General features: G+C 56.9%; 20 protein-coding genes. 4 read left to right on the top strand and 16 right to left on the bottom strand.

From position 1 onward, the window contains the following. Positions 1 to 180: 180 nt before the first annotated feature. On the top strand, positions 181 to 540 hold the full coding sequence (gene queD, locus PU624_RS07915; RefSeq protein ID WP_013358878.1) for a 6-carboxytetrahydropterin synthase QueD: 360 nt from the start codon (positions 181 to 183) through the stop codon (positions 538 to 540). A 97-nt stretch (positions 541 to 637) separates the two neighbouring features. Here queD and queE read toward each other — a convergent pair whose 3' ends face one another. From queE to rlmD, 6 genes are all read right to left on the bottom strand, one after another. After that, positions 638 to 1,309 carry a 7-carboxy-7-deazaguanine synthase QueE gene (queE, locus tag PU624_RS07910; RefSeq protein WP_283547204.1) on the bottom strand — a complete coding sequence of 224 codons (672 nt, stop codon included), beginning with the start codon at positions 1,307 to 1,309 and terminating at the stop codon, positions 638 to 640. 149 nt (positions 1,310 to 1,458) lie between these two features. Further along, the gene (eno, locus tag PU624_RS07905) at positions 1,459 to 2,754 is read right to left on the bottom strand and encodes a phosphopyruvate hydratase (RefSeq protein WP_283547203.1); all 1,296 of its coding nucleotides are present in this window, start codon (positions 2,752 to 2,754) and stop codon (positions 1,459 to 1,461) included. A 76-nt stretch (positions 2,755 to 2,830) separates the two neighbouring features. Next, the gene (gene pyrG, locus PU624_RS07900; protein ID WP_013358881.1) at positions 2,831 to 4,468 is read right to left on the bottom strand and encodes a glutamine hydrolyzing CTP synthase; all 1,638 of its coding nucleotides are present in this window, start codon (positions 4,466 to 4,468) and stop codon (positions 2,831 to 2,833) included. 230 nt (positions 4,469 to 4,698) lie between these two features. After that, positions 4,699 to 5,487, bottom strand: a complete 789-nt coding sequence (mazG, locus tag PU624_RS07895; protein ID WP_283547202.1) for a nucleoside triphosphate pyrophosphohydrolase — start codon at positions 5,485 to 5,487, stop codon at positions 4,699 to 4,701. Between the two features lie 150 nt (positions 5,488 to 5,637). Then, a complete protein-coding gene (gene relA, locus PU624_RS07890; protein ID WP_283547201.1) occupies positions 5,638 to 7,869 on the bottom strand; it encodes a GTP diphosphokinase in 2,232 nt (743 codons plus the stop codon). Positions 7,870 to 7,898: 29 nt separating this feature from the next. After that, positions 7,899 to 9,215 (bottom strand): 23S rRNA (uracil(1939)-C(5))-methyltransferase RlmD, encoded by a 1,317-nt coding sequence (gene rlmD / locus PU624_RS07885; protein ID WP_283547200.1) that lies wholly within the window; start codon positions 9,213 to 9,215, stop codon positions 7,899 to 7,901. A 94-nt stretch (positions 9,216 to 9,309) separates the two neighbouring features. Here rlmD and barA point away from each other — a divergent pair, with 94 nt between their 5' ends. Next, positions 9,310 to 12,039, top strand: coding sequence for a two-component sensor histidine kinase BarA (gene barA / locus PU624_RS07880; protein ID WP_283547199.1), 2,730 nt, complete (start codon positions 9,310 to 9,312; stop codon positions 12,037 to 12,039). Positions 12,040 to 12,134: 95 nt separating this feature from the next. On the opposite strand, the gene PU624_RS07875 is transcribed toward barA, so the two are convergent. From PU624_RS07875 to PU624_RS07850, 6 genes are all read right to left on the bottom strand, one after another. Further along, positions 12,135 to 13,274 (bottom strand): glycerate kinase, encoded by a 1,140-nt coding sequence (locus PU624_RS07875; protein ID WP_283547198.1) that lies wholly within the window; start codon positions 13,272 to 13,274, stop codon positions 12,135 to 12,137. A gap of 73 nt (positions 13,275 to 13,347) precedes the next feature. After that, the gene (gene garR, locus PU624_RS07870; protein ID WP_283547197.1) at positions 13,348 to 14,232 is read right to left on the bottom strand and encodes a 2-hydroxy-3-oxopropionate reductase; all 885 of its coding nucleotides are present in this window, start codon (positions 14,230 to 14,232) and stop codon (positions 13,348 to 13,350) included. Positions 14,233 to 14,251: 19 nt separating this feature from the next. Next, the gene (gene garL / locus PU624_RS07865; protein WP_283547196.1) at positions 14,252 to 15,022 is read right to left on the bottom strand and encodes a 2-dehydro-3-deoxyglucarate aldolase; all 771 of its coding nucleotides are present in this window, start codon (positions 15,020 to 15,022) and stop codon (positions 14,252 to 14,254) included. A gap of 45 nt (positions 15,023 to 15,067) precedes the next feature. Continuing rightward, the gene (gene gudD / locus PU624_RS07860; protein WP_283547195.1) at positions 15,068 to 16,399 is read right to left on the bottom strand and encodes a glucarate dehydratase; all 1,332 of its coding nucleotides are present in this window, start codon (positions 16,397 to 16,399) and stop codon (positions 15,068 to 15,070) included. A gap of 10 nt (positions 16,400 to 16,409) precedes the next feature. Continuing rightward, the gene (locus PU624_RS07855) at positions 16,410 to 17,756 is read right to left on the bottom strand and encodes an enolase C-terminal domain-like protein (RefSeq protein WP_283547194.1); all 1,347 of its coding nucleotides are present in this window, start codon (positions 17,754 to 17,756) and stop codon (positions 16,410 to 16,412) included. Continuing rightward, positions 17,753 to 19,114, bottom strand: coding sequence for an MFS transporter (locus PU624_RS07850; RefSeq protein ID WP_283547193.1), 1,362 nt, complete (start codon positions 19,112 to 19,114; stop codon positions 17,753 to 17,755). Before PU624_RS07850 ends, PU624_RS07855 begins: the two co-directional genes overlap by 4 nt. A gap of 573 nt (positions 19,115 to 19,687) precedes the next feature. Between PU624_RS07850 and garD the strand changes: the two genes are divergently transcribed. Beyond that, the gene (gene garD / locus PU624_RS07845) at positions 19,688 to 21,247 is read left to right on the top strand and encodes a galactarate dehydratase (RefSeq protein ID WP_283547192.1); all 1,560 of its coding nucleotides are present in this window, start codon (positions 19,688 to 19,690) and stop codon (positions 21,245 to 21,247) included. A 58-nt stretch (positions 21,248 to 21,305) separates the two neighbouring features. Here garD and PU624_RS07840 read toward each other — a convergent pair whose 3' ends face one another. The 4 genes from PU624_RS07840 to syd all read right to left on the bottom strand — a co-directional run bounded on the left by PU624_RS07840 (position 21,306) and on the right by syd (position 24,010). Continuing rightward, a complete protein-coding gene (locus tag PU624_RS07840; protein WP_283547191.1) occupies positions 21,306 to 21,752 on the bottom strand; it encodes a flavodoxin in 447 nt (148 codons plus the stop codon). Between the two features lie 12 nt (positions 21,753 to 21,764). Further along, the gene (gene truC, locus PU624_RS07835) at positions 21,765 to 22,544 is read right to left on the bottom strand and encodes a tRNA pseudouridine(65) synthase TruC (protein WP_283547190.1); all 780 of its coding nucleotides are present in this window, start codon (positions 22,542 to 22,544) and stop codon (positions 21,765 to 21,767) included. After that, the gene (locus PU624_RS07830) at positions 22,544 to 22,873 is read right to left on the bottom strand and encodes a YqcC family protein (RefSeq protein WP_283547189.1); all 330 of its coding nucleotides are present in this window, start codon (positions 22,871 to 22,873) and stop codon (positions 22,544 to 22,546) included. Before PU624_RS07830 ends, truC begins: the two co-directional genes overlap by 1 nt. Positions 22,874 to 23,461: 588 nt before the next feature. Next, a complete protein-coding gene (syd, locus tag PU624_RS07825; RefSeq protein ID WP_283547188.1) occupies positions 23,462 to 24,010 on the bottom strand; it encodes a SecY-interacting protein in 549 nt (182 codons plus the stop codon). A gap of 62 nt (positions 24,011 to 24,072) precedes the next feature. Between syd and queF the strand changes: the two genes are divergently transcribed. Beyond that, positions 24,073 to 24,918, top strand: coding sequence for an NADPH-dependent 7-cyano-7-deazaguanine reductase QueF (queF, locus tag PU624_RS07820; RefSeq protein WP_283547187.1), 846 nt, complete (start codon positions 24,073 to 24,075; stop codon positions 24,916 to 24,918). The last annotated feature ends 75 nt before the right edge of the window (positions 24,919 to 24,993 follow it).

Below are 24,993 nucleotides of genomic sequence, written 5' to 3'. Positions count from 1 at the left end.
TAAATGGTTTTCCAGATAGTCGTAATCGTTAAAAGTGGTAAGTAAAGCAGTGGTATATCAGTTAATTAGCTGGACGCCAGTGATCAATCAGGCAGGAAAAGTATCGCTTTGTGCGGTGCGGGTGCGAAAAAAGCGGTAATCAGGTAGAATTCAGCGGATTTTTAATGTCTGAGAACCACTATGTCTACCACCTTGTTTAAAGAGTTCCAGTTCGAAGCCGCGCACCATCTTCCGAATGTGCCGGCCGGACACAAATGTGGCCGTCTGCACGGTCATTCGTTCCTGGTTCGTCTGGAGATTACCGGCGAAGTGGATGCGCATACCGGCTGGGTTATGGACTTTGCTGAACTGAAGGCGGCGTTTAAGCCCCTGTACAATCGGCTGGACCACTACTATCTGAATGATATTCCTGGCCTGGAAAATCCCACCAGCGAAGTGCTGGCGAAATGGATCTGGGATCAGATGAAGCCACAACTGCCGCTGTTGAGCGCGGTGATGATCAAAGAAACCTGCACTGCAGGCTGCGTTTACCGCGGCTAAGTCTGTCGGATCGAACCCTTCGATCCGACGCTATTCCCCTCTCCGTCACGCATCTGAATGCCCCTCTTCCCTGCGGTTAACCCCTCAACGCGCGTTATCAGGCGATATTGAGGTATTTATGGGTCTGCATCGACAGACGCCAGTTGCGTGCAATGCAGGTTTCAATGCAGAGTCGGGTGGCATCATCTTTGCGGCTGATCGGCTGTAACGCGATGATCCGGGCTTTGGTGTCATTAATGCCCGCCAGCAACAGATCCAGCGCTTCGACATCGCGCTCGCGCGCAACCGGATGTTTGATTTCATCGGCCCGGCTCAGCGCCTGGGGCAGAACATCATAGCCGCCGCGCATGTTGACCTTCGGAGAAACGGTCACCCAGGTCTGTCCGGAACAGTGAATCTCGTGGGTTCCGCTGGTTTCAATCTGACACTGGAAACCGTGCTGCTCCAGCGCAGTCGTTAACGGACGCAGGTCGTAAATCGCCGGTTCACCGCCGGTAATCACCACGTGGCGCGCCGTCCAGCCCTGCTGCGCAATGGCACTCACCAGAGTCGCCGCATCGGCATCACCCCAGGCGTCGCTTTCCACTGTCTTGATCAAAATATCGCCCAGCGACGTTTCCCGATCTGTCCGCTTTTCCCAGGTGTGTTTGGTATCGCACCAGCTACAGCCCACCGGGCATCCCTGCAGGCGAATGAAAATAGCAGGCACGCCGGTGTAATAACCTTCGCCCTGCAGTGTCTGGAACATTTCGTTAATCGGGTAGAACATTTTTTACTCGCCTGGATAAATCGGGGCGCTGATTATGCCAGCGTGTGCCGCACAACAACAGCTGCGCGACACGAAAAAGCAAAAGCCCCGCACAAGGCGGGGCTTTCAGACGATGCGATGCCGCTTAGCGCGACATCAGCACGGGGTCATTACTGACCTTTAACTTCTTTCAGACCGTTGAATGGCGCTTTAGAACCCAGCGCTTCTTCGATACGGATCAGCTGGTTGTACTTAGCAACACGGTCAGAACGGCTCATTGAACCGGTTTTGATCTGGCCCGCTGCAGTACCTACCGCCAGGTCAGCGATGGTCGCATCTTCGGTTTCGCCTGAACGGTGAGAGATCACGGCAGTGTAGCCCGCATCTTTCGCCATTTTGATCGCAGCCAGAGTTTCGGTCAGAGAACCGATCTGGTTGAATTTGATCAGAATGGAGTTAGCGATACCTTTATCGATACCTTCTTTCAGGATTTTGGTATTGGTTACGAACAGGTCGTCACCCACCAGCTGGATTTTGTCGCCCAGAACTTTGGTCTGGTAAGCGAAGCCATCCCAGTCAGATTCGTCCAGGCCATCTTCGATAGACACGATCGGATACTGCTTAGTCAGATCTTCCAGGAAGTGGGTGAACTCTTCTGATGTGAACGCTTTACCGCCTTCACCGGCCAGAACGTATTTGCCATCTTTGTAGAACTCAGATGCCGCACAGTCCATCGCCAGGGTGATGTCTTTGCCCAGCTCGTAGCCTGCTGCTTTTACCGCTTCAGCGATAACAGCCAGGGCTTCGGCGTTGGAACCCAGGTTTGGTGCATAGCCGCCTTCGTCACCGACTGCGGTGCTCATGCCTTTGCTTTTCAGCACTTTTGCCAGGTTGTGGAAAACTTCAGAACCCATACGGATGGCTTCTTTCAGGTTTGCAGCGCCAACCGGCTGAATCATGAATTCCTGGATGTCGACGTTGTTGTCGGCATGTTCGCCGCCGTTGATGATGTTCATCATTGGCAGTGGCATAGAGTATTTGCCTGGGGTGCCGTTCAGTTCAGCAATGTGCTCATACAGCGGCTGACCTTTAGAAGCTGCAGCTGCTTTAGCCGCTGCCAGTGAAACGGCCAGAATGGCGTTAGCACCGAACTTAGATTTGTTCTCAGTACCGTCCAGGTCGATCATGATCTTATCGATGTTCGCCTGATCTTTCGCGTCTTTGCCTTTTACCGCTTCAGCAATCGGACCGTTTACTGCAGCAACGGCTTTCGTTACGCCTTTGCCCAGATAACGTGATTTGTCACCGTCACGCAGTTCCAGCGCTTCGCGTGAACCGGTAGAAGCACCTGATGGCGCAGCGGCCAGGCCTACGAAACCGCCTTCCAGATGCACTTCAGCTTCAACAGTCGGGTTACCACGTGAGTCGATAATTTCGCGACCGATGACTTTTACGATTTTGGACATTACGATTTTCCTCAGTACAAGTTAGTCAATCCTAAGACAAGCAACGCGCGAAAAGTTCGCGCGCTGCCTGTGAAACTTACTTCGCTAAACGCTTCTGATGCTCATGCGCGGCTTTAACAAAGCCGGCAAACAACGGATGGCCGTCGCGTGGGGTCGAGGTAAACTCCGGGTGGAACTGGCAAGCCACAAACCACGGATGGTTCGGGATCTCGATAATCTCAACCAGTTGATCATCACCAGAGCGACCTGCTACGCGCAGACCGGCTGCTTCAATCTGCTTTAACAGCATATTGTTCACTTCGTAGCGGTGGCGATGGCGCTCAACGATGGTGTCAGAGCCGTAGAGCTGGCGAACCTGGCTGCCCGGCGTTAACTGACACTGCTGGCTGCCCAGACGCATGGTGCCGCCCAGATCGCTCTGCTCGCTGCGGACTTCGACGTTGCCCTCTTCGTCACGCCATTCGGTGATTAACGCCACCACCGGGTATTTACAGTCTGGCACAAATTCAGTGGAGTTGGCGCCAGGCATGCCGGCGACATTGCGGGCAAACTCCATCAGCGCGACCTGCATACCCAGGCAGATGCCGAGGTAAGGCACGTTGTTTTCACGTGCGTACTGCGCGGTCATCAGCTTGCCTTCCACGCCACGGTAGCCGAAGCCACCTGGAATCAGAATCGCATCCAGATCTTTCAGTAATTCGACACCGCGTGACTCAACATCCTGCGAATCGATCAGTTTGATGTTCACAGTGACGCGATTTTTCAGGCCGCCGTGTTTCAGCGCTTCGATGACGGACTTATAGGCATCCGGCAGCTCAACATACTTGCCAACCATACCGATGGTGACTTCACCACCCGGATTGGCTTCTTCGTAGATCACCTGCTCCCACTCGGCCAGATTGGCTTCCGGTGCATTCAGGTTGAAGCGCTTGCAGATATAGTCATCCAGGCCCTGCGATTTCAGCATGCCAGGAATCTTGTAGATGGAATCAACGTCTTTCAGCGAGATAACCGCTTTTTCAGGGACGTTACAGAACAGGGCGATCTTGGCGCGTTCGTTGGCCGGTACGGCACGGTCAGAACGGCAAATCAGCACGTCTGGCTGGATACCAATCGACAGCAACTCTTTTACGGAGTGCTGAGTCGGTTTGGTTTTCACTTCACCGGCAGCCGCCATGTAAGGCACCAGCGTCAGGTGCATATACATCGTGTGTTCGCGGCCCACATCCACGGCCATCTGGCGAATCGCTTCCAGGAACGGCAGTGATTCGATATCCCCTACCGTGCCGCCGATTTCGACCAGCACCACATCATGACCTTCACCGCCTTCAATAATGCGTTCTTTGATGGCGTTGGTGATGTGCGGGATAACCTGAATGGTTGCGCCCAGATAGTCGCCACGGCGCTCTTTGCGCAGGACTTCTGAGTAGATACGACCCGTGGTGAAGTTGTTACGACGCGACATTTTGGTGCGGATGAAGCGCTCGTAGTGACCCAAATCCAGATCGGTTTCAGCGCCGTCATCAGTGACGAAAACTTCACCGTGCTGTGTCGGGCTCATCGTGCCTGGATCCACGTTGATATACGGGTCCAGCTTCATGATGGTCACGTTCAGACCACGGGCTTCGAGAATGGCTGCGAGGGAGGCTGCGGCAATGCCTTTACCCAGAGAGGAAACGACCCCGCCGGTCACAAAAATATAATTCGTTGTCATGCTGAACCTGAGAGTTTAGGTTTAAAGACGGTGGAATAACCAGGACGGGAAAACAGTATACTGGAAACCGCTATCAGCCACAATTGATGAATCACAGCCATCCTCCAACGCATTGCTGCGCCTTAACATAGCGGATAGCTGCCGATGAAATGTTGATGTGCGTCACAAAGTTGCCGCCAAGCTGAATCGAGTAAGCGTAAACGGCGACTTAATGCACAGCGCTGGAATAATCAGCGCTTCTCGCCCTGTTTTACCTGCTGCCAGGCCGCTTCCATCTGCTCCAGCGTGGCACCCGGCATGCTCAGCCCCTGTGCGGCAATGATGGCTTCGACTTCGCGGAACCGGCGTTCAAACTTGTCATTGGCCTTTTGCAGCGCGGTTTCCGCTTTGCTGCCAAGATGGCGCGACAGGTTCACCGTGGCAAACAGCAGGTCGCCAATCTCCTCCTCCAGCTTCTCGCCATCCACCACGCTCTGCTGCGCCTCGTGCATCACTTCATCAATCTCTTCATGCACTTTCGCCACCACCGGTCCCAGCGTGGTCCAGTCGAAGCCGACATTGTGACAGCGCTTCTGAATCTTGTGGGCGCGCATCAGCGCAGGCAGGGCTTTAGGGATATCATCCAGCGCGGAATGCTGGGCTTTGTCAGCCCGCTCGGCGGTTTTGATCGCTTCCCAGTTTTTCAGCACGTCGCTGCTGGTTTCTGCCGTGGCATCGCCAAAAATATGCGGATGACGGCGCTCCAGCTTGTCGCTAATCGCGTTACAGATATCCTCGAAATTGAAGCGATCCTGTTCGCTGGCCATCTGCGCATAGAACACCACCTGAAACAGCAGATCGCCCAGCTCGCCGCGCAGGTCGTCAAAATCTTCGCGCTGAATAGCATCCAGTACTTCGTAAGTCTCTTCCAGCGTATAGGGCGCGATAGTGGCGAAGGTCTGTTCACGATCCCACGGGCAGCCATGTTGCGGATCGCGCAGGGTTTTCATTATGCCAAGCAGGCGCTCAATCGCGTTCATTCAGAGGGGTCCTTGAGTAGTCAGGTGACAGGCAACGGGCGAAGAGGTAAAGCGTGCAACACTGACGGATGCGGTGAACAGCCTCCGCCAGTATGTTGTGGTGCAGAAAACGCCCCCGCAGGCTCCGCTGCCGCAGTGCCTGACTGAATATCAGTGCAGGCGGCGGGCGTCAATGATATCAGAGACCTGATTCAGGCGCGCCAGGACACGTCCCAGTACCTGATGGTTGTAAATCTCGATATCCATGTCGATGGTCGCCAGCTGCTTTTTGGTGTCGCTGCGGCTCGAAACGCCCAGTACATTCACTTTCTCGTTGGCGAGAATGGTAGTGATGTCGCGCAGTAAGCCGCTGCGATCGTTGGCGGTGACGCGCACCACCAGCGAGTAACCGCTGGAGTAGCTTTCGCCCCATACCGCATCGACGATACGTTCCGGCGCATGCGACGTGAGTTCAGCCAGCTGGTCGCAGTCGGCGCGGTGAATCGAGATGCCGCGCCCCTGCGTGATGAAACCGACAATATCATCCCCCGGAATCGGCTGGCAGCAGCGCGCGATGTGGTGCATCAGATTGCCGACGCCTTCCACGACCACGCGTCCACTCTCTTTACGGGCAGAGGGGGTATACGATTTCTGAGTCAGCTGGCGCAGCGCTTCGCGGTCTTCCTCTTCGGCACTCGGCTTGTTGAGCTTCGCCTGCAGGAAGTTAACCATCTGGTTAAGACGAATATCGCCGCCGCCAATGGCCGCCAGCAGCTCTTCAAGTGAGGTCACGTTGTAGCGCGGCAGCAGCAGTTTTTCCGCTTCGCGCAGGCTGATATCGAGCTGATTCAGTTCGTTATCCAGAATCTGGCGTCCGGCGATAATGTTCTTGTCGCGATCCTGCTTGCGGAACCAGTTGTGGATCTTCGAGCGTCCACGGCTGGTGGTGATGTAGCCCAGATTCGGGTTAAGCCAGTCACGGCTCGGGTTCGGCTGCTTCTGGGTGATGACTTCAACCTGATCGCCCATCTGCAACTGGTAGGTGAACGGCACGATGCGGCCACCGATTTTCGCGCCGATGCAGCGGTGACCGATGTCGCTGTGAATATGGTAGGCGAAGTCGAGCGGCGTCGACCCGGCCGGCAGATCCACCACGTCGCCTTTCGGGGTAAAGACGTAGACCCGGTCATCGAACACCTGGCTGCGGACTTCTTCCAGCAGCTCGCCGGAGTCAGCCATCTCTTCCTGCCAGCTGATCAGTTTACGCAGCCAGGCGATACGTTCTTCGTGACCGGCCGCGCCACGTGCGCTGCTGGTGGAAGGACCCTCTTTATATTTCCAGTGCGCCGCCACGCCCAGCTCGGCATCTTCATGCATCTGGCGGGTGCGGATCTGGATCTCCACCGTTTTGCCCTGCGGCCCTAACACCACCGTATGAATCGACTGATAGCCGTTGGGTTTAGGGTTAGCGACGTAGTCATCAAACTCGCTGGGCAGATGGCGATAGAGCGTATGCACCGTACCCAGCGCGCCGTAGCAATCCTGCAGGCGATCGGCCACGATGCGCACCGCTCGCACGTCAAACAGCTCATCGAAGGCCAGCGACTTTTTCTGCATCTTGCGCCAGATGCTGTAGATATGTTTCGGACGACCATAGACTTCGGCGCGCACGCCCTCTTTAGCCATCTCTTTACGCAGGTTGCTGACGAAGTTATCGATGTACTGCTCGCGGTCAATTCGCCGCTCATGCAGTAATTTGGCGATGCGCTTATATTCGTCGGGATGCAGGTAGCGGAAGCAGTAATCTTCCAGCTCCCATTTGAGCTGACCAATCCCCAGACGGTTGGCCAGTGGCGCATAGATGTTGGTGCTCTCTTTGGCGGCCAGCACCCGCTCATCTTCCGGCGCATCTTTCATTTCGCGCAGGTTCATGATGCGTTCGGCCAGCTTGAGCACCACGCAGCGGAAATCTTCCACCATCGCCAGCAGCATGCGGCGGACATTATCGACCTGTTCAGAGGCCATGGAGTCGTTGTGGATCGCTTTCAGCTGGCGGATGGCGTCCATGTCGCGCACGCCGTGTACCAGCGAGACGATGCCTTTGCCGACGGCGGTTTCCAGCTCCTCTTCGCTCACCACTTCATCGTTAGCCAGCGGGAAAATCAGCGCCGCACACAGGCTTTCGATATCCATGCTGAGCATTGAGAGGATTTCCACCATCTCGATACCGCGCCACAGCAGCAGCGACTGATCGGGATGGCCCTGCGTCTGCGCTTCGCAGTAGCGCCAGGTCTCGGCAACGCGTTGGCATGATTGCGGGTTGGCAATACCGAGACTGGCGATCCACTGGTCGAGGGCGAAATCCCCCTCAGTATTTAAATGCGCACTTCTGACCGCAACCATAACCTCTCCTGCACAACGACTTACATCGCTTATGTTTTTCTGAACAGCACCATGGATTCGAGATGACGGGTATGTGGGAACATATCCAGCATCGCGACCCTTTCCAATTGGTAGCCTGCCGACAGCAATGTCTGACTGTCGCGGGCGAGTGTTGTGGGATTACACGAAACATAGACCACGCGTTCTGGTGCAAGTTTAACCACATGCGCCATTACGCCCGCAGCCCCGGCGCGTGCCGGATCGAGTAATACCTTGTTAAAACCCTGTGCCGCCCACGGCTGGCGCGACACCTCTTCTTCCAGATTATGCTGAAAGAAACTTACATTTTTAAGATTATTCAAATCAGCATTATACGCTGCCTGCCGCACTAATGCTGCAATCCCCTCCACACCAACCACATTATGTACGAAGATTCCTATAGGAAGTGTGAAGTTTCCCATGCCGCAAAACAGATCCAGCACCCGGTCTTCCGGTTGCAGATCGAGCCAGGCGATCGCCTTCGCTACCATCTGCTGATTAACACCATCGTTAACCTGAATAAAATCCTGTGGGCTGAAGGTTAGCTTAAGCTGGTGAGATTGATAAAACGGCGTCGACGGACTTAACGCGGTTAATGCTTCATCGCCCGCATCCAGGAACAGCATCAGCTGATGCTTATGCGAAAACTGTTCCAGTTTTTCACGGTCATCGGCATGCAGCGCATCAAGATGGCGCAGAATCATCAGCGGGCCGTTGTCGGCCAGCACCAGTTCCACATGCCCGAGACGCCTGACGGCGCGTAAGTCGCTGAGACACTGGTGCAGCGGAACCAGTAATGCCTCAAGTTCGGGCACTAAAACGGGGCAGTGCTGAATATCGACCAGATCGTTGCTGGCTTCCTGGCGGAAGCCCATCTGCAGGCGCTGCGCTTTATTTTGCCATTGCAGACCCAGACGGGCACGACGGCGATAGCCCCAGGGCTGTCCGGCAATCACCTCATCCACGGCCACGTTCTGTGACGACGCCTGGCTCAGCATCCGGCTCAGCGCCTGGGATTTGCTCTGCTGTTGCAGCGCGACATCCGCATGCTGCTGCTGGCAGCCGCCGCAGCGATCGTAGTGCGGGCAGCGTGGTGCGACGCGGTCCGGGCTGCGGCTAATCAGTCGTGTCACTTTCGCGCGGGCAAATTGACGTTTATCCTCTGTCAGCACGACCTCCGCCTGTTCACCCGGCAGAGCACCCGTGACAAAAAGGGTTTTGCCCTTGTGGCGCGCCACCCCTTGTCCAAACGGGTCAAGCTCCTCAATGGTGACGGTGATCCGTTGTTGCGTCGTCACGCGCTGTTTTGCAACGTAGAATTGCGCCATAGTGTTATTAATTCTCTTTATCGAAAACGACCTGCATAGTTTTTGTCGACAGCATGCACAGGGACGTTAATGCCGGAGTAGCCAGGCGACTATTATGACCAAATACAGCCTGCGGGCGCGAATGATGATTTTAATTCTGGCACCCACGCTGATGGTTGGCCTGCTGCTCAGCTCATTTTTTGTGGTGCATCGCTACAATGAACTGCAGCGCCAGGTAATCGATGCCGGGGCCAACATCATCGAACCGCTGGCGATCTCCAGCGAATACAGCATGACCTGGCACAACCGTGATGCCATGCGTGAACTGGTCAGCCTGCTGCACCGCCGCCACTCCGGCATCGTCCGGGCAATCTCGGTGTTTGATAACCACAATCAGCTCTACGTCACCTCCAACCACAAGCAAAACCTCAGCCTGCTGCAACAGGATGATATCCGCGCCCTGCCCGACGATGTCTCAATGGAGCGTCACGGCAGCATACTGATTCTGCGCACGCCGATTACCAGCGAGCGTTACGATGTGGATGAATTACCGGATGAGGATGCCAAGCCGTCGGGCAATCCGCTGGGTTATGTGGCGATAGAACTCGATCTGCAGTCGGTGCGGCTGCAGCAGTACAAAGAGGTGTTTGTCGCCACGCTGATGCTGCTCTTCTGCCTCTGTCTCGCCATGCTGTTTGCCTATCGTCTGATGCGCGATGTGACCGGCCCGATCCGCAATATGGTCACCACCGTTGACCGCATCCGTCGCGGCCAGCTCGACAGCCGCGTTGAGGGCTACATGCTGGGTGAACTCAGCATTCTGAAAAACGGTATCAACGCGATGGCGATGTCGCTGACCGCCTATCACGAAGAGATGCAGCACAACATCGACCAGGCGACCTACGACCTGCGTGAAACGCTGGAACAGCTGGAGATTCAGAACGTTGAGCTGGATCTGGCGAAGAAACGCGCCCAGGAAGCGGCGCGTATCAAATCTGAGTTTCTGGCCAATATGTCCCATGAGCTGCGGACGCCGCTGAATGGCGTGCTGGGCTTTACCCGGCAGATGCTGAAAACCCAGCTGCGCACCACCCAGCGCGACTATATGCAGACCATCGAACGTTCCGCTAACAACCTGCTCAGCATCATCAATGACGTGCTCGACTTTTCGAAGCTGGAAGCGGGCAAGCTGATGCTGGAGGCGATCCCCTTCCCGCTGCGCGCCACGCTGGATGAAACCCTGGTGCTGCTGGCGCCGTCAGCGCATGACAAGGGGCTGGAGCTGACGGTGGTGTGTGACAGCAGCGTGCCGGACAACGTGATTGGGGATGCGCTGCGGCTGCAGCAGATTCTGATCAACCTTATCGGTAACGCCATTAAGTTTACCGAAAAGGGATACATCGGCCTGCGTGTCGGACAACGGGTGATTACGCAGTCGCGCGTCGAGCTGGAGATACAGGTTGAGGACACCGGCATCGGCATCTCTGAGCAGCAAAAGACACAGCTGTTCCAGGCGTTCCGTCAGGCTGACGCCAGTATTACACGCCGGCATGGCGGGACCGGGCTGGGGCTGGTGATCACCCAGAAACTGGTGCGGGAGATGGGCGGCGAAATCACCTTCAGCAGCGAGCCGGATCAGGGATCTGTCTTTGTGATTCGCGTGCAGCTGGATCTCAATCCCAATGCGCCCGGCATGCCGCGCGTGCTGGAGGCGCTGTCACATGCGCGCATTGCCTATGTGGAAGCCGATGCAAACGTTGCCAGCCCGGCGCTGGAGATGCTGAGCGCCACGCCGTTGCAGATCGATTACAGCGAAACGCTGGAGGGTTTAAAAGAGTCTCACTATCCGCTGCTGCTGATGGCGATGCCGGTCGATATCAGCCAGCCCGAACTGCTCAATGAGCGCATGATCAATGGGCTGCTGGATCGGGCAGACAACGTGCTGATGGCGCTTCCCAGCCCGATGATGTTACTGGCAGATGAGCTGAAGGTCCGCGGCATCGATGGCTGCATCGCTAAGCCGATCTCCCTGACGCGACTCCTGCCAATGTTACTGGATCTTCACACCCGTCAGATCAGTGAGCTGCCGCTTTCACCGCGTCTGCCGCTGACGGTGATGGCGGTGGATGATAACCCCGCCAACCTCAAACTGATTGGTGCGCTGCTGGAGGAGCAGGTGCAGAACATCCTGCTGTGCAGCAGTGCCGAACACGCCATTCGCGAGGCGCGCCAGCAGTCGCTGGATGTGATTCTGATGGATATTCAGATGCCTGAGATTGACGGCATCCGCGCCAGCGAAATTATCCGCAGCATGCCGCATCACGCCAGTACGCCGATTGTGGCGGTGACCGCCCATGCGATTGATGGCGAGCGCGAGCAGTTAATCAAGGCGGGCATGAATGACTACCTTGCCAAGCCGATTGATGAGAGCAAGTTAAGACAGCTGCTGGCACGCTACACGCCGCCACCGGTGGCCGCTGTGCCGGAACTGCTGCCGATATTACCGACGCTGGACTGGCAACTGGCGCTGCGGCAGGCGGCGAACAAACCCGAACTGGCGCGCGACCTGCTGCGGATGCTGCTGGAGTTTTTACCGGAAGTGCATGCGAAGATGGCGCAGTTTATGGCGACCAATGAGGTCAACGCCCTGCGTGAGATTATTCACAAGCTGCACGGCAGTGCCAGCTACAGCGGCGTGCCGCGCATGAAGCAACTCTGTCATCAGCTGGAGCGGGGCCTGCTGGAGGCCAGCGATATTGCCGCACTGGAGCCGGAACTGCTGGAGCTGCAGGATGAGATGGAGAATGTCGCCAGAGAGGCCCGGCAGCTGTTAGGGATTGGCTGAGGTTTCTGCGAGTCTGTCGCCAGTGCAGACGCGCACCGGGCCGCGCATCAGCATTGATGCGCGGCCCGGCGGATAAAGAGGTCTGGCAATAGCGGTCAGTGAAACCCGGCGAGTTTGAGTGTGGCGGCGACATTACGCGCCGTCATCTCAACATTCTTTCCGGCGCTGGCGAGCGCCTCATCCAGTGAACAGATGCTGTAAAGCACGCTGAATACCGCATCGATTCCGTGCTGATGCACCACGCCGACATCCGCCGTCAGGCTGCCGGCAATGCCAATCACCGGCTTGTTAAAGCGCTTCGCCACGCTGGCAACGCCAATCGGCACCTTGCCATTAATACTCTGGCTGTCGATGCGCCCTTCACCGGTAATCACCAGGTCCGCATCTTTCACCTCTTCAGCCAGCCCCAGCGCCTCCGTGACAATCTCAATGCCGCGCCGCAGTTCCGCATGACAGAAGGCGTGTAACGCCGCGCCCATACCGCCCGCGGCACCACCGCCCGGAATATGCAGCACATCGATATCAAGGTCGCGATGAATAATCGCGGCGTAATGGGCCAGCGCCTGATCGAGCTGCTGCACCAGCGCCGGCGTCGCCCCTTTCTGCGGACCAAAAATGGCCGATGCGCCCTCTTTGCCGGTCAGCGGATTAGTAACATCACAGGCCACTTCAATGCGGCACGGATGAATGCGGGCATCCAGCGCGTCAATATCAATGCTGGCGAGGTCTGAGAGCGCACCACCACCGTGACCAATCTCGTTGCCCTGGGCGTCCAGCAGCCGCGCACCCAGCGCCTGCATCATCCCGGCTCCGCCATCATTGGTGGCGCTGCCGCCGATACCAATGATGATGTGGGCGACGCCCTTATCCAGCGCATGCCTGATCAACTCGCCGGTGCCGAATGAGGTCGTGATCAGCGGGTCACGCTGGGACGCAGGCACCCGCTCCAGTCCGCTGGCCGCTGCCATTTCGATATAGGCAGTGGACTCATCGCCGGACAGGCCATAAAAGGCGTCGACCTGCGAGCCCAGCGGTCCGGTCACCTTCAGCCTGACGATTTTTCCCTTCGTCGCCGCCACCATCGCTTCTACCGTGCCTTCGCCGCCGTCGGCGACCGGTATTTTCACGTAATGCGCATCAGGGAAAATGTCACGGAAACCCGCTTCAATCGCCGATGCCACATCCAGGGCGGATAAACTCTCTTTATATGAATCCGGTGCGATTACGATTTTCATAGGCAATCCGAGCGCAGTTAAGTTATTGAAACGGCTCTGAACCAGTCCGGTTTCGTGAGACCGGCACCGGGATTTAGCGGGCGATTTCAACCTTCGCTAACTTCTCATAATAGCAGGCCAGCGCGCTGTGGTCGGCGTTACCCTGTCCGTCGTTGCGCAGCGTCTGCATCATCTCCATCACCGCCGCGGTCAGCGGCAGATGCGCGCCGATGCTGTGCGAAGTATCCAGCGCATTCGCCAGATCCTTGATATGCAGGTCAATACGGAAGCCCGGCTTGAAGTTGCGATCCATCACCATCGGCGCTTTCGCATCCAGCACCGTGCTGCCGGCCAGGCCGCCACGAATGGCCTGATAAACCAGATCCGGATTCACACCCGCTTTGGTTGCCAGCGATAACGCCTCAGACATCGCCGCAATGTTCAGTGCCACAATCACCTGGTTAGCCAGCTTGGTCACGTTACCTGCGCCGATGTCGCCGGTATGCACCACCGATCCCGCCATTGACTTCATGATGTCGTAGCAGGCATCGAACACGGCTTTATCACCGCCGACCATCACGGAGAGCGTGCCTTCAATCGCTTTTGGCTCGCCGCCACTGACCGGCGCATCGAGCATTTTTATCTGCTTTTCTGCCAGCGCGTCATGCACTTCACGGCTCGCCAGCGGTGCAATTGAGCTCATGTCGATGACGACCAGACCCGGCTTCGCCCCCTCAATGATGCCGTTTTTCCCCAGGCAGACGTCGATAACCTGCGGCGAGTTCGGCACCATGGTAATCACCACATCGCACTGCTCCGCCACCTCTTTTGGCGTTTTCGCCACGGTCGCGCCCAGTTTAGCCAGTTCCGCTTCGTTTTCGGTGTTGTTGTCGCGTACCACCAGCGAATAACCGGCTTTCACCAGATTTTTACTCATGGGTTTGCCCATGATGCCCAGGCCGATGAATCCAATTTTCATTGCGTTACCCCCTAATTGATTAGCGCTTAAATTTGTCGCATAACGCCTGCGAGGCGTTGCGGAACATCCCGACATCGCTGCCGACGGCCACAAAGGTGGCGCCCCACTCCAGATAGCGACGCGCGTCCGCTTCAACCGGCGCCAGAATCCCGCTCGGCTTACCGGCGGCTTTAGCACGTTCAAAGACGTGTTTAATCACTTTCAGCACTTCAGGATGCGCAGGCTGGCCGAGGTAGCCCAGCGCAGCGGAGAGATCGCCCGGCCCGACAAAAATACCGTCCACGCCGTCAACGGCTGCAATCGCGTCAATGTTGTCGACCGCCTGCTGCGTTTCGATCTGCACCAGCACCGTGATGTTGTCATTAATGAGCTGGTTGTAATCCGGCAGCGTGCCGTACATGTTGCTGCGGTGCGACACGGAAACACCGCGGATCCCGGCTGGTGGATAGCGGGTAGAAGCGACCGCCCGCAGGGCTTCCTCTTCGGTCTCGACAAACGGCACCAGGAAGTTGTTAAACCCGATATCCAGCAGACGCTTAATGATCACCGGCTCGTTACAGGGCGGACGCACCACAGGCGCACTGTGGCTGCCTTTCAGCGCCATCAGCTGCGGCACAAACGTGGTGATATCGTTGGGCGCGTGCTCTCCATCCAGGACCAGCCAGTCAAAACCGGCCAGCCCCAGGATTTCAGTTGAGATCGGACTGGCCAGCGCGCACCAGCTGCCAATCAGGGTGTCACCCGCTAACAGGCGACGACGAAATCCATTGGGCCAGGCTGCATTACTCATGGTTGAACTCCTGTGACGATGGCTCCGCACGGGGAGCCGAAAAGGTTAACGTACCAGGCAAGGACGTTTATTGTCGAAAGTCCATCCCGGCACTAAAAACTGCATCGCTTCGGCATCGTCACGCGCGCCCAGCCCCTGCTTCTGATAGAGCGCGTTGGCCTGCATCACCTGATCCATATCCAGCTCAACGCCCAGGCCCGGTTTCTGCGGCACCTGCACCATGCCGCCCTTGATCTGGAACGGCTCTTTGGTCAGGCGCTGATTGCCCTCCTGCCAGATCCAGTGGGTATCAATCGCAGTAATCGCACCCGGCGCGGCAGCGGCAACGTGGGTGAACATCGCCAGCGAAATGTCAAAATGGTTATTGGAGTGCGAACCCCAGGTCAGGCCGAAGTCGTGACACATCTGTGCCACCCGCACCGAGCCCTGCATGGTCCAGAAGTGCGGGTCAGCCAGCGGAATATCGACCGACTGCAGCGACAGGGTATGCCCCATCTGCCGCCAGTCGGTGGCGATCATGTTGGTGGCGGTCGGCATGCCGGTGGCGCGGCGGAACTCGGCCATCACTTCGCGGCCGGAGTAGCCCTGCTCGGCGCCACAGGGATCTTCTGCGTAGGCCAGCACACCTTTGAGCTGTTTGCCGAGCATGATCGCCTCGTTGAGCGACCAGGCCCCGTTGGGATCGAGGGTGATACGGGCTTCAGGGAACCGTTTTGCCAGCGCGGTGACCGCTTCAGCCTCTTCACCGCCGCGCAAGACGCCGCCTTTCAGTTTGAAGTCGTTGAAGCCATATTTCTCATAAGCGGCTTCAGCCAGACGCACCACCGCATCCGGGGTGAGCGCCTCTTCGTGACGCAGCCGATACCAGTCGCAAGGGTCGCTTTGCTGGTTCTGATATGAGAGCGACGTTTTATTGCGGTCGCCGATGTAGAACAGGTAGCCGAGCATCTCAACGCGGTCGCGCTGCTGCCCATCGCCCAGCAGCGAGGCGACATTAACGCCCAGGTGCTGGCCCAGCAGGTCAAGCAGCGCCGCTTCAATGCCGGTCACCACATGGATCGTGGTGCGCAGATCAAACGTCTGGTTGCCGCGCCCGTTCGCATCGCGGTCAGCAAAAGTGCTGCGCACCAGGCTGAGGGTATTTTTATACTCACCCAGCGTTTTGCCGATCACCAGCGAGGCGGCATCTTCCAGCGTCTGGCGGATTTTCTCGCCGCCCGGAATTTCGCCGACGCCGGTGTGTCCGGCGTTATCTTTGATAATCACAATATTGCGGGTAAAGAATGGCGAGTGAGCGCCGCTGAGGTTCAGCAGCATGCTGTCGTAGCCTGCGACCGGTATAACCTGCATGGCGGTCACTTTCGGTGTTGAACTCATCTCCTGCTCCTTATGCTGTTGTCCGGCCAAATGCCGGGCGCTTGCGATCAAAAGTCCAGCCGGGAACCAGATACTGCATCGCGGTGGCGTCGTTACGTGCACCGGCGGGCAGTGACTGATAAAGCTGATGGGCTTTGTTTACCTGCTCCCAGTCGAGCTCAACGCCCAGGCCAGGCGCATCCGGTACGGCAATTTTCCCGTTACGGATTTGCAGCGGATTTTTAGTCAGGCGCTGATCGCCCTCCTGCCAGATCCAGTGGGTATCAATCGCGGTAGGATTGCCTGGCGCCGCTGCACCCACATGGGTGAACATCGCCAGCGAAATATCGAAGTGGTTATTGGAGTGACAGCCCCAGGTGAGGCCCCACTCATCGCACAGCTGCGCGACCCGCACGGCGCCGCTCAGCGTCCAGAAGTGAGGATCGGCCAGCGGAATATCGACCGCGTTGACCATCACCGCGTGGTTCATTTCACGCCAGTTGGTGGCGATCATATTGGTGGCGACCGGCAAGCCGGTGGCGCGCCGGAACTCGGCCATCACTTCACGTCCCGAATAGCCCTGCTCCGCGCCGCACGGATCTTCGGCGTAGCTCAGTACATCCTGCATCCCTTTACACAGCGCTATCGCCTCATCCAGCAGCCAGGCCCCATTGGGGTCGACCGTGATACGGGCGTCGGGAAAGCGCTGCTTGAGCGCTGCCGCCGTGGCGATCTCCTGCTCACCGGGGAGCACGCCACCTTTGAGCTTGAAATCTTTAAAGCCATATTTATCCTGTGCGGCCTCAGCCAGCCGCACCACGGCATCGCTGGTCAGCGCTTCCTGATGACGCAGGTGATACCAGTCGTGGCTGGCCTGCTCACCACTCAGATAAGGGAGATCGGTTTTGCGGCGGTCGCCGAGATAGAACAGATAGCCCAGCACCGTGACTTCATCACGCTGTTTGCCCGGTCCCAGCAGTTCAGCCACCGGAACGCCCAGGCACTGTCCCAGCAGATCGAGCAGCGCGGCTTCCAGCGCGGCCACGGCATTAACCCGCAATTCAAAGGTCCAGGCACCGTTGCCAAAGGTGGTGAAGTCAGCCGACTGATTGCCTTTGTGCACCTGCTGCACCAGACGGTTCATTCGGGCAATCTGCTGACCTTTCACCTGCGGAATCGCCTCTACCAGCGTCTGATAGATGGTGTCGCCGCCTGGCGCTTCACCGACGCCGGTGTGACCGGCGCTGTCGGTGAGCACCACGATATTGCGGGTAAAACAGGCGTTGTGCGCACCGCAAATGTTGAGCAGCATGCTGTCGTAACCGGCAACCGGGATAACCTGCATCTCAGTAATCACCGGTGAACTTTGCGTATTCATGATGCGTCCTTACCGGGCCAGGATTGAAGTTCGACACGTTTGATGTTTCCGGCAATCACCAGGAAGCTGAAGGCGGCGACAAAGGCATGAATGCCGACATAGACCAGCGCGCCCTCAAAGGATCCGCTTGTCGCGATGATGTAACCGATGGCGATAGGGGTAACGATGCCGGAGATATTCCCGAACATGTTGAACAGGCCACCGCTCAGGCCGCTGATCTCTTTCGGCGCGGTATCTGCCATCACCGCCCAGCCCAGCGCACCGATGCCTTTACCGAAGAACGCCAGTGCCATAAAGAACACCACCATCCATTCGGTATCGGTGTAGTTACACATCACCATCGAAATAGAGAGCAGCATGCCGAGCACAATCGGCGTTTTACGCGCGATATTCAGCGAGCCGGTTTTTCGCATCAGCCAGTCAGAAATCACCCCACCCAGTACGCCGCCGAGGAAGCCGCACACCGCCGGAATCGAAGCAATGAAGCCCGCTTTGAGAATCGACATGCCGCGCGCCTGCACCAGATAGACCGGGAACCAGGTAATAAAGAAGTAGGTTAAGGCGTTAACACAGTACTGACCGAGGTAGATGCCCAGCATCATGCGTGACGTCAGCAGCTGTTTGATCTGGAACCACTTCTCGCTCCAGCTCACTTTGCGGGTGTCCTTTTTGACATCCATATTGATCAGCGCGCCGCCCTGCTCCATGTACTCCAGTTCAGCCTTGTTCACGCCGGGGTGATCGGTAGGATCGTGGATCACTTTCAGCCAGATAAAGCTGAGGATGATGCCCAGGCCGCCCATGAACCAGAACACGTGCGCCCAGCCCACTTCAGAGACCAGCCAGCCCATGATGGGGGCGAAGATCACCGTGGCGAAGTATTGCGCCGAGTTGAAGATGGCGACCGCCGTGCCGCGCTCCTGCGCCGGGAACCAGGCGGCCACAATGCGGCTGTTGCCGGGGAAGGACGGCGCTTCGGCCAGACCGACCAGAAAACGCAGAATAAACAGCGACATGATGATGCCGAAGCCGCTGAAGATATCAACGAAGCCCTGCAGCAGGGTAAACAGCGACCAGGTAAAGATGCTCCAGAAATAGACACGTTTTGAGCCGAAGCGATCGAGCAGCCAGCCGCCCGGAATCTGACCAATAACGTACGCCCATGAGAAGGCAGAGAAGATATAGCCCAGTCCGACCGAGTCGAGGCCGATATCTTTGGACATCGCCGAACCGGCAATCGAAATGGTTGCGCGGTCACCGTAGTTGAATGAGGTGACGATAAATAACATCACCACAATCCAGTAACGGGCATTAGTGCGTTTCTGCACCGTTTCCGCTGTCTGGCTGAAACTATTCATGATGCACTCCTGAAATATAGCGTGAGCTACATTCGCTCTGACTGCATACACATCGCGTTGGGTATCAGAGAGAAGTTGGGTTAAACACGGCGATCTTGTTGTTCTGGCAAACCTTTATTTATTCATCCGGCGGCGGACAGAAGCGGCGGGTATGCGTCTCTTCAGCCTCTGCGGATGAGTAATACGTCGTGACAGATAACCTGACTTTGGCTAACGAAACTCAGTATAAGAACAGGTTGTGGCGATCACATTGGCGCATCGCCCTGGAATAACCGAGTTAATGAAGTGAATGTCTGGCGGATGCACAAAACCCTGCGGCGTGGCTCACGAAAGTGGCAAATACCCGTGCGGAATCCGCCCCGGATAACGCTTTCCCCCGCTGTTTGTGAGGCTCTTCACTTGCTTTTGGATAATCGTCTCAAAACAGTCGGTTGAATGGCCTCAATGGTGGTCATTTGCACAATGCGCCACCTGACCGCCCTCCCTATACTGAAGCTGGCAAACAAGCGTGTGACAGGTCAGAACATTACAGCGTGCCGCACAAGTACGGCACGACAGACAGGAAGGTGAGCGATGAACCCCAACACAAATGAACAACCGCTCTATATCAAAGTCCATGAGCACGACAATGTGGCGATTGTGGTCAACAGCCTGGGTCTGCCAGCCGGCACGCAGTTTGCGGATGGCCTGACACTCACAGAGCATGTGCCGCAGGGCCACAAAGTGGCGCTGAGCGCGATTAATCAGGGTGCTGAGATCGTGCGTTATGGCGAAGTCATTGGCTATGCATTGCGGGATATTGCCCGGGGCAGCTGGATTGATGAGTCTCTGGTGGCGCTGCCGGAAGCTCCTCCGCTGGAGAGTCTGCCGTTAGCCACGCAGGTTCCGCCTGATTTGCCGCCGCTGGAGGGCTACACCTTTGAAGGTTACCGCAATGCGGATGGCAGCGTGGGCACACGTAACCTGCTTGGCATCACCACCAGCGTTCACTGCGTGGCGGGTGTGGTGGATCATGTCGTGCAGATCATTGAACGGGATTTACTGCCGCGCTATCCGAATGTCGATGGCGTGGTCGCCCTGAACCACCTTTATGGCTGTGGCGTCGCGATCAACGCGCCTGCTGCGGTGGTGCCGATTCGCACTATTCATAACCTGGCGCTGAATGCCAATTTCGGCGGCGAAGTGATGATCGTCAGCCTGGGCTGTGAAAAGTTACAGCCGGAGCGTCTGCTGACCGGCACGCCTGACGTGCAGGCCATTTCGCTGGACGATCATGACATCGTGCGTTTGCAGGATGAAAAACTGGTGGGCTTTGGGGCGATGGTGAATGAGATTCTGCAGGTCGCGGAGCGTCATCTTCAGCGGCTTAATCAGCGCCAGCGTGAAACCTGCCCGGCGGCAGAACTGATTGTCGGTATGCAGTGTGGTGGCAGCGATGCGTTCTCGGGCGTAACGGCGAATCCGGCCGTGGGCTTCGCCTCTGATCTACTGGTGCGCTGCGGCGCGACCGTAATGTTCTCGGAAGTGACTGAAGTGCGTGATGCGATTCACCTGCTGACACCGCGCGTCATTAATCAGGAAGTTGGTAAGCGCTTACTGGAGGAGATGGCCTGGTATGACAATTACCTCGACCAGGGCCAGACCGACCGCAGCGCTAACCCGTCGCCGGGCAATAAAAAAGGCGGGCTGGCGAACGTGGTGGAGAAAGCTCTCGGATCAATCGCTAAATCGGGACGTAGCGCCATTGTTGAAGTGCTCTCACCCGGTCAGCGGCCTACGCGGCGTGGATTGATTTATGCGGCGACGCCCGCCAGCGATTTTGTCTGCGGAACGCAGCAGCTGGCGTCAGGTATTACTCTGCAGGTGTTCACTACCGGGCGCGGAACGCCTTACGGTCTGGCTGCGATTCCGGTGATCAAGATGGCGACGCGTAATGCCCTGGCCGAGCGCTGGCACGATCTGATGGACATCAATGCCGGGACAATTGCGACCGGTGAAGAGAGTATTGAACAGGTAGGCTGGAGACTGTTTGAGTTGATTCTGGACATTGCCAGTGGCAGGAAGCAGACCTGGTCCGATCGCTGGGGCATCCGTAATCAGCTGGCGGTGTTTAACCCGGCACCCATTACCTGATATCGCACGCCAGGCTTATCTTTATGCTGCTAAGGCAGAGATAAGCCTGGCATCGCCATCAGAGTTGCGCGCCCCAGGCTTCAACCCACGGAGAGGTAACCGCTTCCGGCTCAGGGTTTTCAGTGGCATCAACCAGTAACACCTCTCCAACCCGCTGCGCGCCCTGCTCCTGCAGCAGCGCATCAAAGGCTTTGCCCGCGCCACAAAAATGGTCATAACTGCTGTCACCCAGCGCAATCACGCCATAGCGCAGTGCAGGCTGATGACCCAGCTTATCTTTAATCGCATGGAACAGACCTGAAATCGTGTCGGGAAAATCGCCCTGCCCGGTGGTCGATGTAACCACCAGCGCCACGTCGCTGGCATAGTTCTGCCAGTCAGCCAGCGTCGGATCGTCAAACACGGTGACGCTGTGCCCCTGTTGCTGCAGTAACGGCTCCGCTTCTTCCGCCACCATCAGCGCATTGCCGTAAACCGTACCCACAAAAATGCCAATCTTTGCCATCTGCTTTCTCCCTTATTCTGAAACGTTATCCTGTCCTGGTGCTGCGTCAAACTCAACCCGCGGCACCTCAGGAATCTGATCCTGCCAGCCAAACTGATTCATCAGATTCTGCCAGACGCCATCAAGTCCGGCGCGAATCAGCAAAGGTTCACCGGTCACCGGATGGGTCAATGCCAGGCTGCTGGCGTGCAGCATCAGTCGGTTAGCGCCAAAATGTTCGGCGGCCCCCCGGTTCTGACGCAGATCACCGTGCGCAGAATCACCGATAATCGGATGACGCAGGTGTGACATATGGCGACGCAGCTGATGCTTGCGACCGGTTTTCGGGGCCATTTCAACCAGGCTGTAACGCGACGTGGGATAACGACCAATGCCGACCGGCATCTCAACGGTGGCCAGTGACTGATAATCGGTGATGGCGGGCTGTGCGGTTCGCGCTTCAGTGGCGTGCCTGTCAGCAATTTTATCCAGCTCTTCCACCAGCGGATAATCGAGCGTCCCGCTGCTCTCCAGCCAGCCGCGTACCACGGCGTGGTAGGTTTTCTGCATCTGGTGCTGTTCAAACTGCAGGGAAAGCAGACGTCCGACTTCGCTCGAAAGCCCCATCAGCAGCACGCCTGACGTGGGCTTATCCAGACGATGCGCAGTAAAGACATGCTGTCCGATCTGATCACGCACGGTCTGCATCACAAACACCGTTTCATGGCGATCCAGCCAGCTGCGATGAACCAGCCAGCCGCTGGGCTTGTTGACGGCCACCAGCCACTCATCCTGATAGAGTATCTCCAGCATCAGTGGGCAGCATCCCCGATCAACGTATCCAGCTGACGCAGGGTCAGCAGCAGCGGCGCAATACCGGGCTGGTCAGACTCCAGCGCCACTTCATAGTAGGGAGCAACGGCAAAGTTTTGCGGTAACGGATGCCCGGCGGCAATCAGGGCATGCATCCGCGGGACTAAGACCCACTGGAGCCACTGCAGCGGCTCCAGCGTATCCAGGCAAAAGGGTTCCTGGCTCTCCAGCGCGCCTTCGGCTGGCGGCATACTCTGCCAGAGATGGTGCTCACGCATCACCGCTTCCAGTTGCTCCAGCCGTTGCGTAATCAATTGTTCAGGCGTCATGCGCCACCTCCAGCGAGCAGTCAAAAATGGGCGGCAAGCATATCACTTGTTGGCACAGGCACAAAAAAAGGGAGCACTGTATAAACAGTGCTCCCGGTTCGTTTGCAGCCTTCCCGCTACGTTTTTGCTCCCTGCTCTTCCATGACAACTTGTCCAGTGCGAACTCCTGTCGCGCATCATCCTGATGTATCCTTAGCGTCCTGGCCCACCACCTCGTCTGAGGGGGTTCTCGTTCTCCATCCTGGAGGTGTCCCTTGCCCAATCCTGAGCGTTCCTGTTTCGTCCTGAAACCTTCCGTGTGCCGTAAGCTCCGTTACGTTCCTGCCTCATGGCTTATCATCATCCTGACGATATCTGTTTCCTGAGCGTCCTGCAGTGCGAAACATTTTGACAGAACTCGTTACGCGCACAAGGTACTCACAGCGGAACTTTACGAAATCTGCGGCACAATTTAGGATAAACGCCATTAAGTTGATGATTCACAATATTTTTACATATCGGCCTTCCGGATGTCTCACCCGTTATATGGCGATCTCTTACAGCAGATGTAAGAGATGTCTTACAAGCCGAGCGGCAAATCACTGCAAATCAGATGATAACCGGTTGTAATGACTTAAGAAATATCTCAAGACTTTCCGCTAAGACGACACGCTGTTTACGGCCAGGCTGCTCCAGAATGACTTCGCCACTGAGATTACAGAGAGAGATGATCTCCTCCTCTGAATCGGTCGTGGCAATAAACAGCGTAGGCGCCTGTTTCAGGCGGCGCTGCATCACCAGATGCCCAATCAGATTCTCCTGTAACCGCAGGAAATCCTCTTCACTCCACACCTGCAACAGTGTCAGCGGGTTCTCACCAAAACGGGCCTGCATATCCCCGGCGAACTGCGTGGTGTAGAAATCTGTGATCGACGGCTGGAGCTGGATGTCGATTGCCCGCTCAATCGCATCCAGCGTCGGAGGCAGACTAAACGGCTGCGGCTGCCAGACGACACGCTGATCGCGATCCTCCCTTTTACAGGGCGAGGGGACGCCATAAAGATCGCTGCTGGCCGGTGCATGCCCCGCGTGCTGAAGCCAGTGCTGGCAGTATCGGGTGGTAAAGTCGCGCAACGCGGCGGCAGTTTGCTGCATCATTCATATTCTCACTTCTGATGGGTTACACTTACCCACTTTGATTAATTTTGGTGGTAACCGCAATGACTACTCACGAACAGGATCAGGCACTCAGTAACCTGACGCTGGGCAAACCCACAGCCTATCACGATCGGTATGACAACAGCTTACTGCAGTCGGTGCCACGCAGCCTGAACCGTGAACCGCTTGGCCTGTTTCCCGACAGCCTGCCCTTTACCGGCAGCGATATCTGGACGCTGTATGAACTCTCGTGGCTCAACAGCAAAGGGCTGCCTCAGGTTGCCGTCGGCGAAGTGGTGCTGGACGCGCAGAGCCGCAATCTTATCGAGTCGAAAAGCTTCAAGCTCTACCTGAACAGTTTCAACCAGACCCGCTTTGCGGACTGGGGCGAGGTCCGTCAGACGCTGGAGCGGGATCTGAGTGCCTGTGCCGAAGGTGAAGCGCGGGTCGCGCTGTTCCGTCTTCATGAGATTGAAGGCCAGCCTATCGGTCATTTTGAGGGCACCTGCATTGATGAGCAGGATATCGCCATCGAGGATTACCGCTTCAATGCGGATTATCTGGCGGATGCCACAGGCAGTGAAATCGTTGAGGAGACGCTGGTCAGCCACCTGCTCAAGTCAAACTGCCTGATTACCAATCAGCCTGACTGGGGCTCGGTGATGATCCGCTACAAAGGCCCGCGTATCGAGCGTGAAGCGCTGCTGCGCTATCTGGTCTCGTTCCGCCAGCACAACGAATTTCACGAGCAGTGCGTCGAGCGCATCTTTAATGATGTGATGCGTTTCTGCCATCCGGAAGCGCTGACCGTGTATGCGCGTTATACCCGTCGTGGCGGGCTGGATATCAACCCGTGGCGCACCAATGTGCCCTTCTCCCCCGGTTTTTCACGGCTGGTTCGTCAGTAGTTTGCGAGACTTCTCGCAGGCTGCGTGCAGGAAGCGCAGTTCCGCTTGAGCTGTGCGGGCCGACAAGGCTACTCT

It is taken from the genome of Pantoea sp. Lij88 (genome assembly GCF_030062155.1).
GTDB lineage: Bacteria > Pseudomonadota > Gammaproteobacteria > Enterobacterales > Enterobacteriaceae > Pantoea.
The sequence above is the reverse complement of the archived record's forward strand: the minus strand, read 5'-3'. Positions and strand labels throughout refer to the sequence as shown.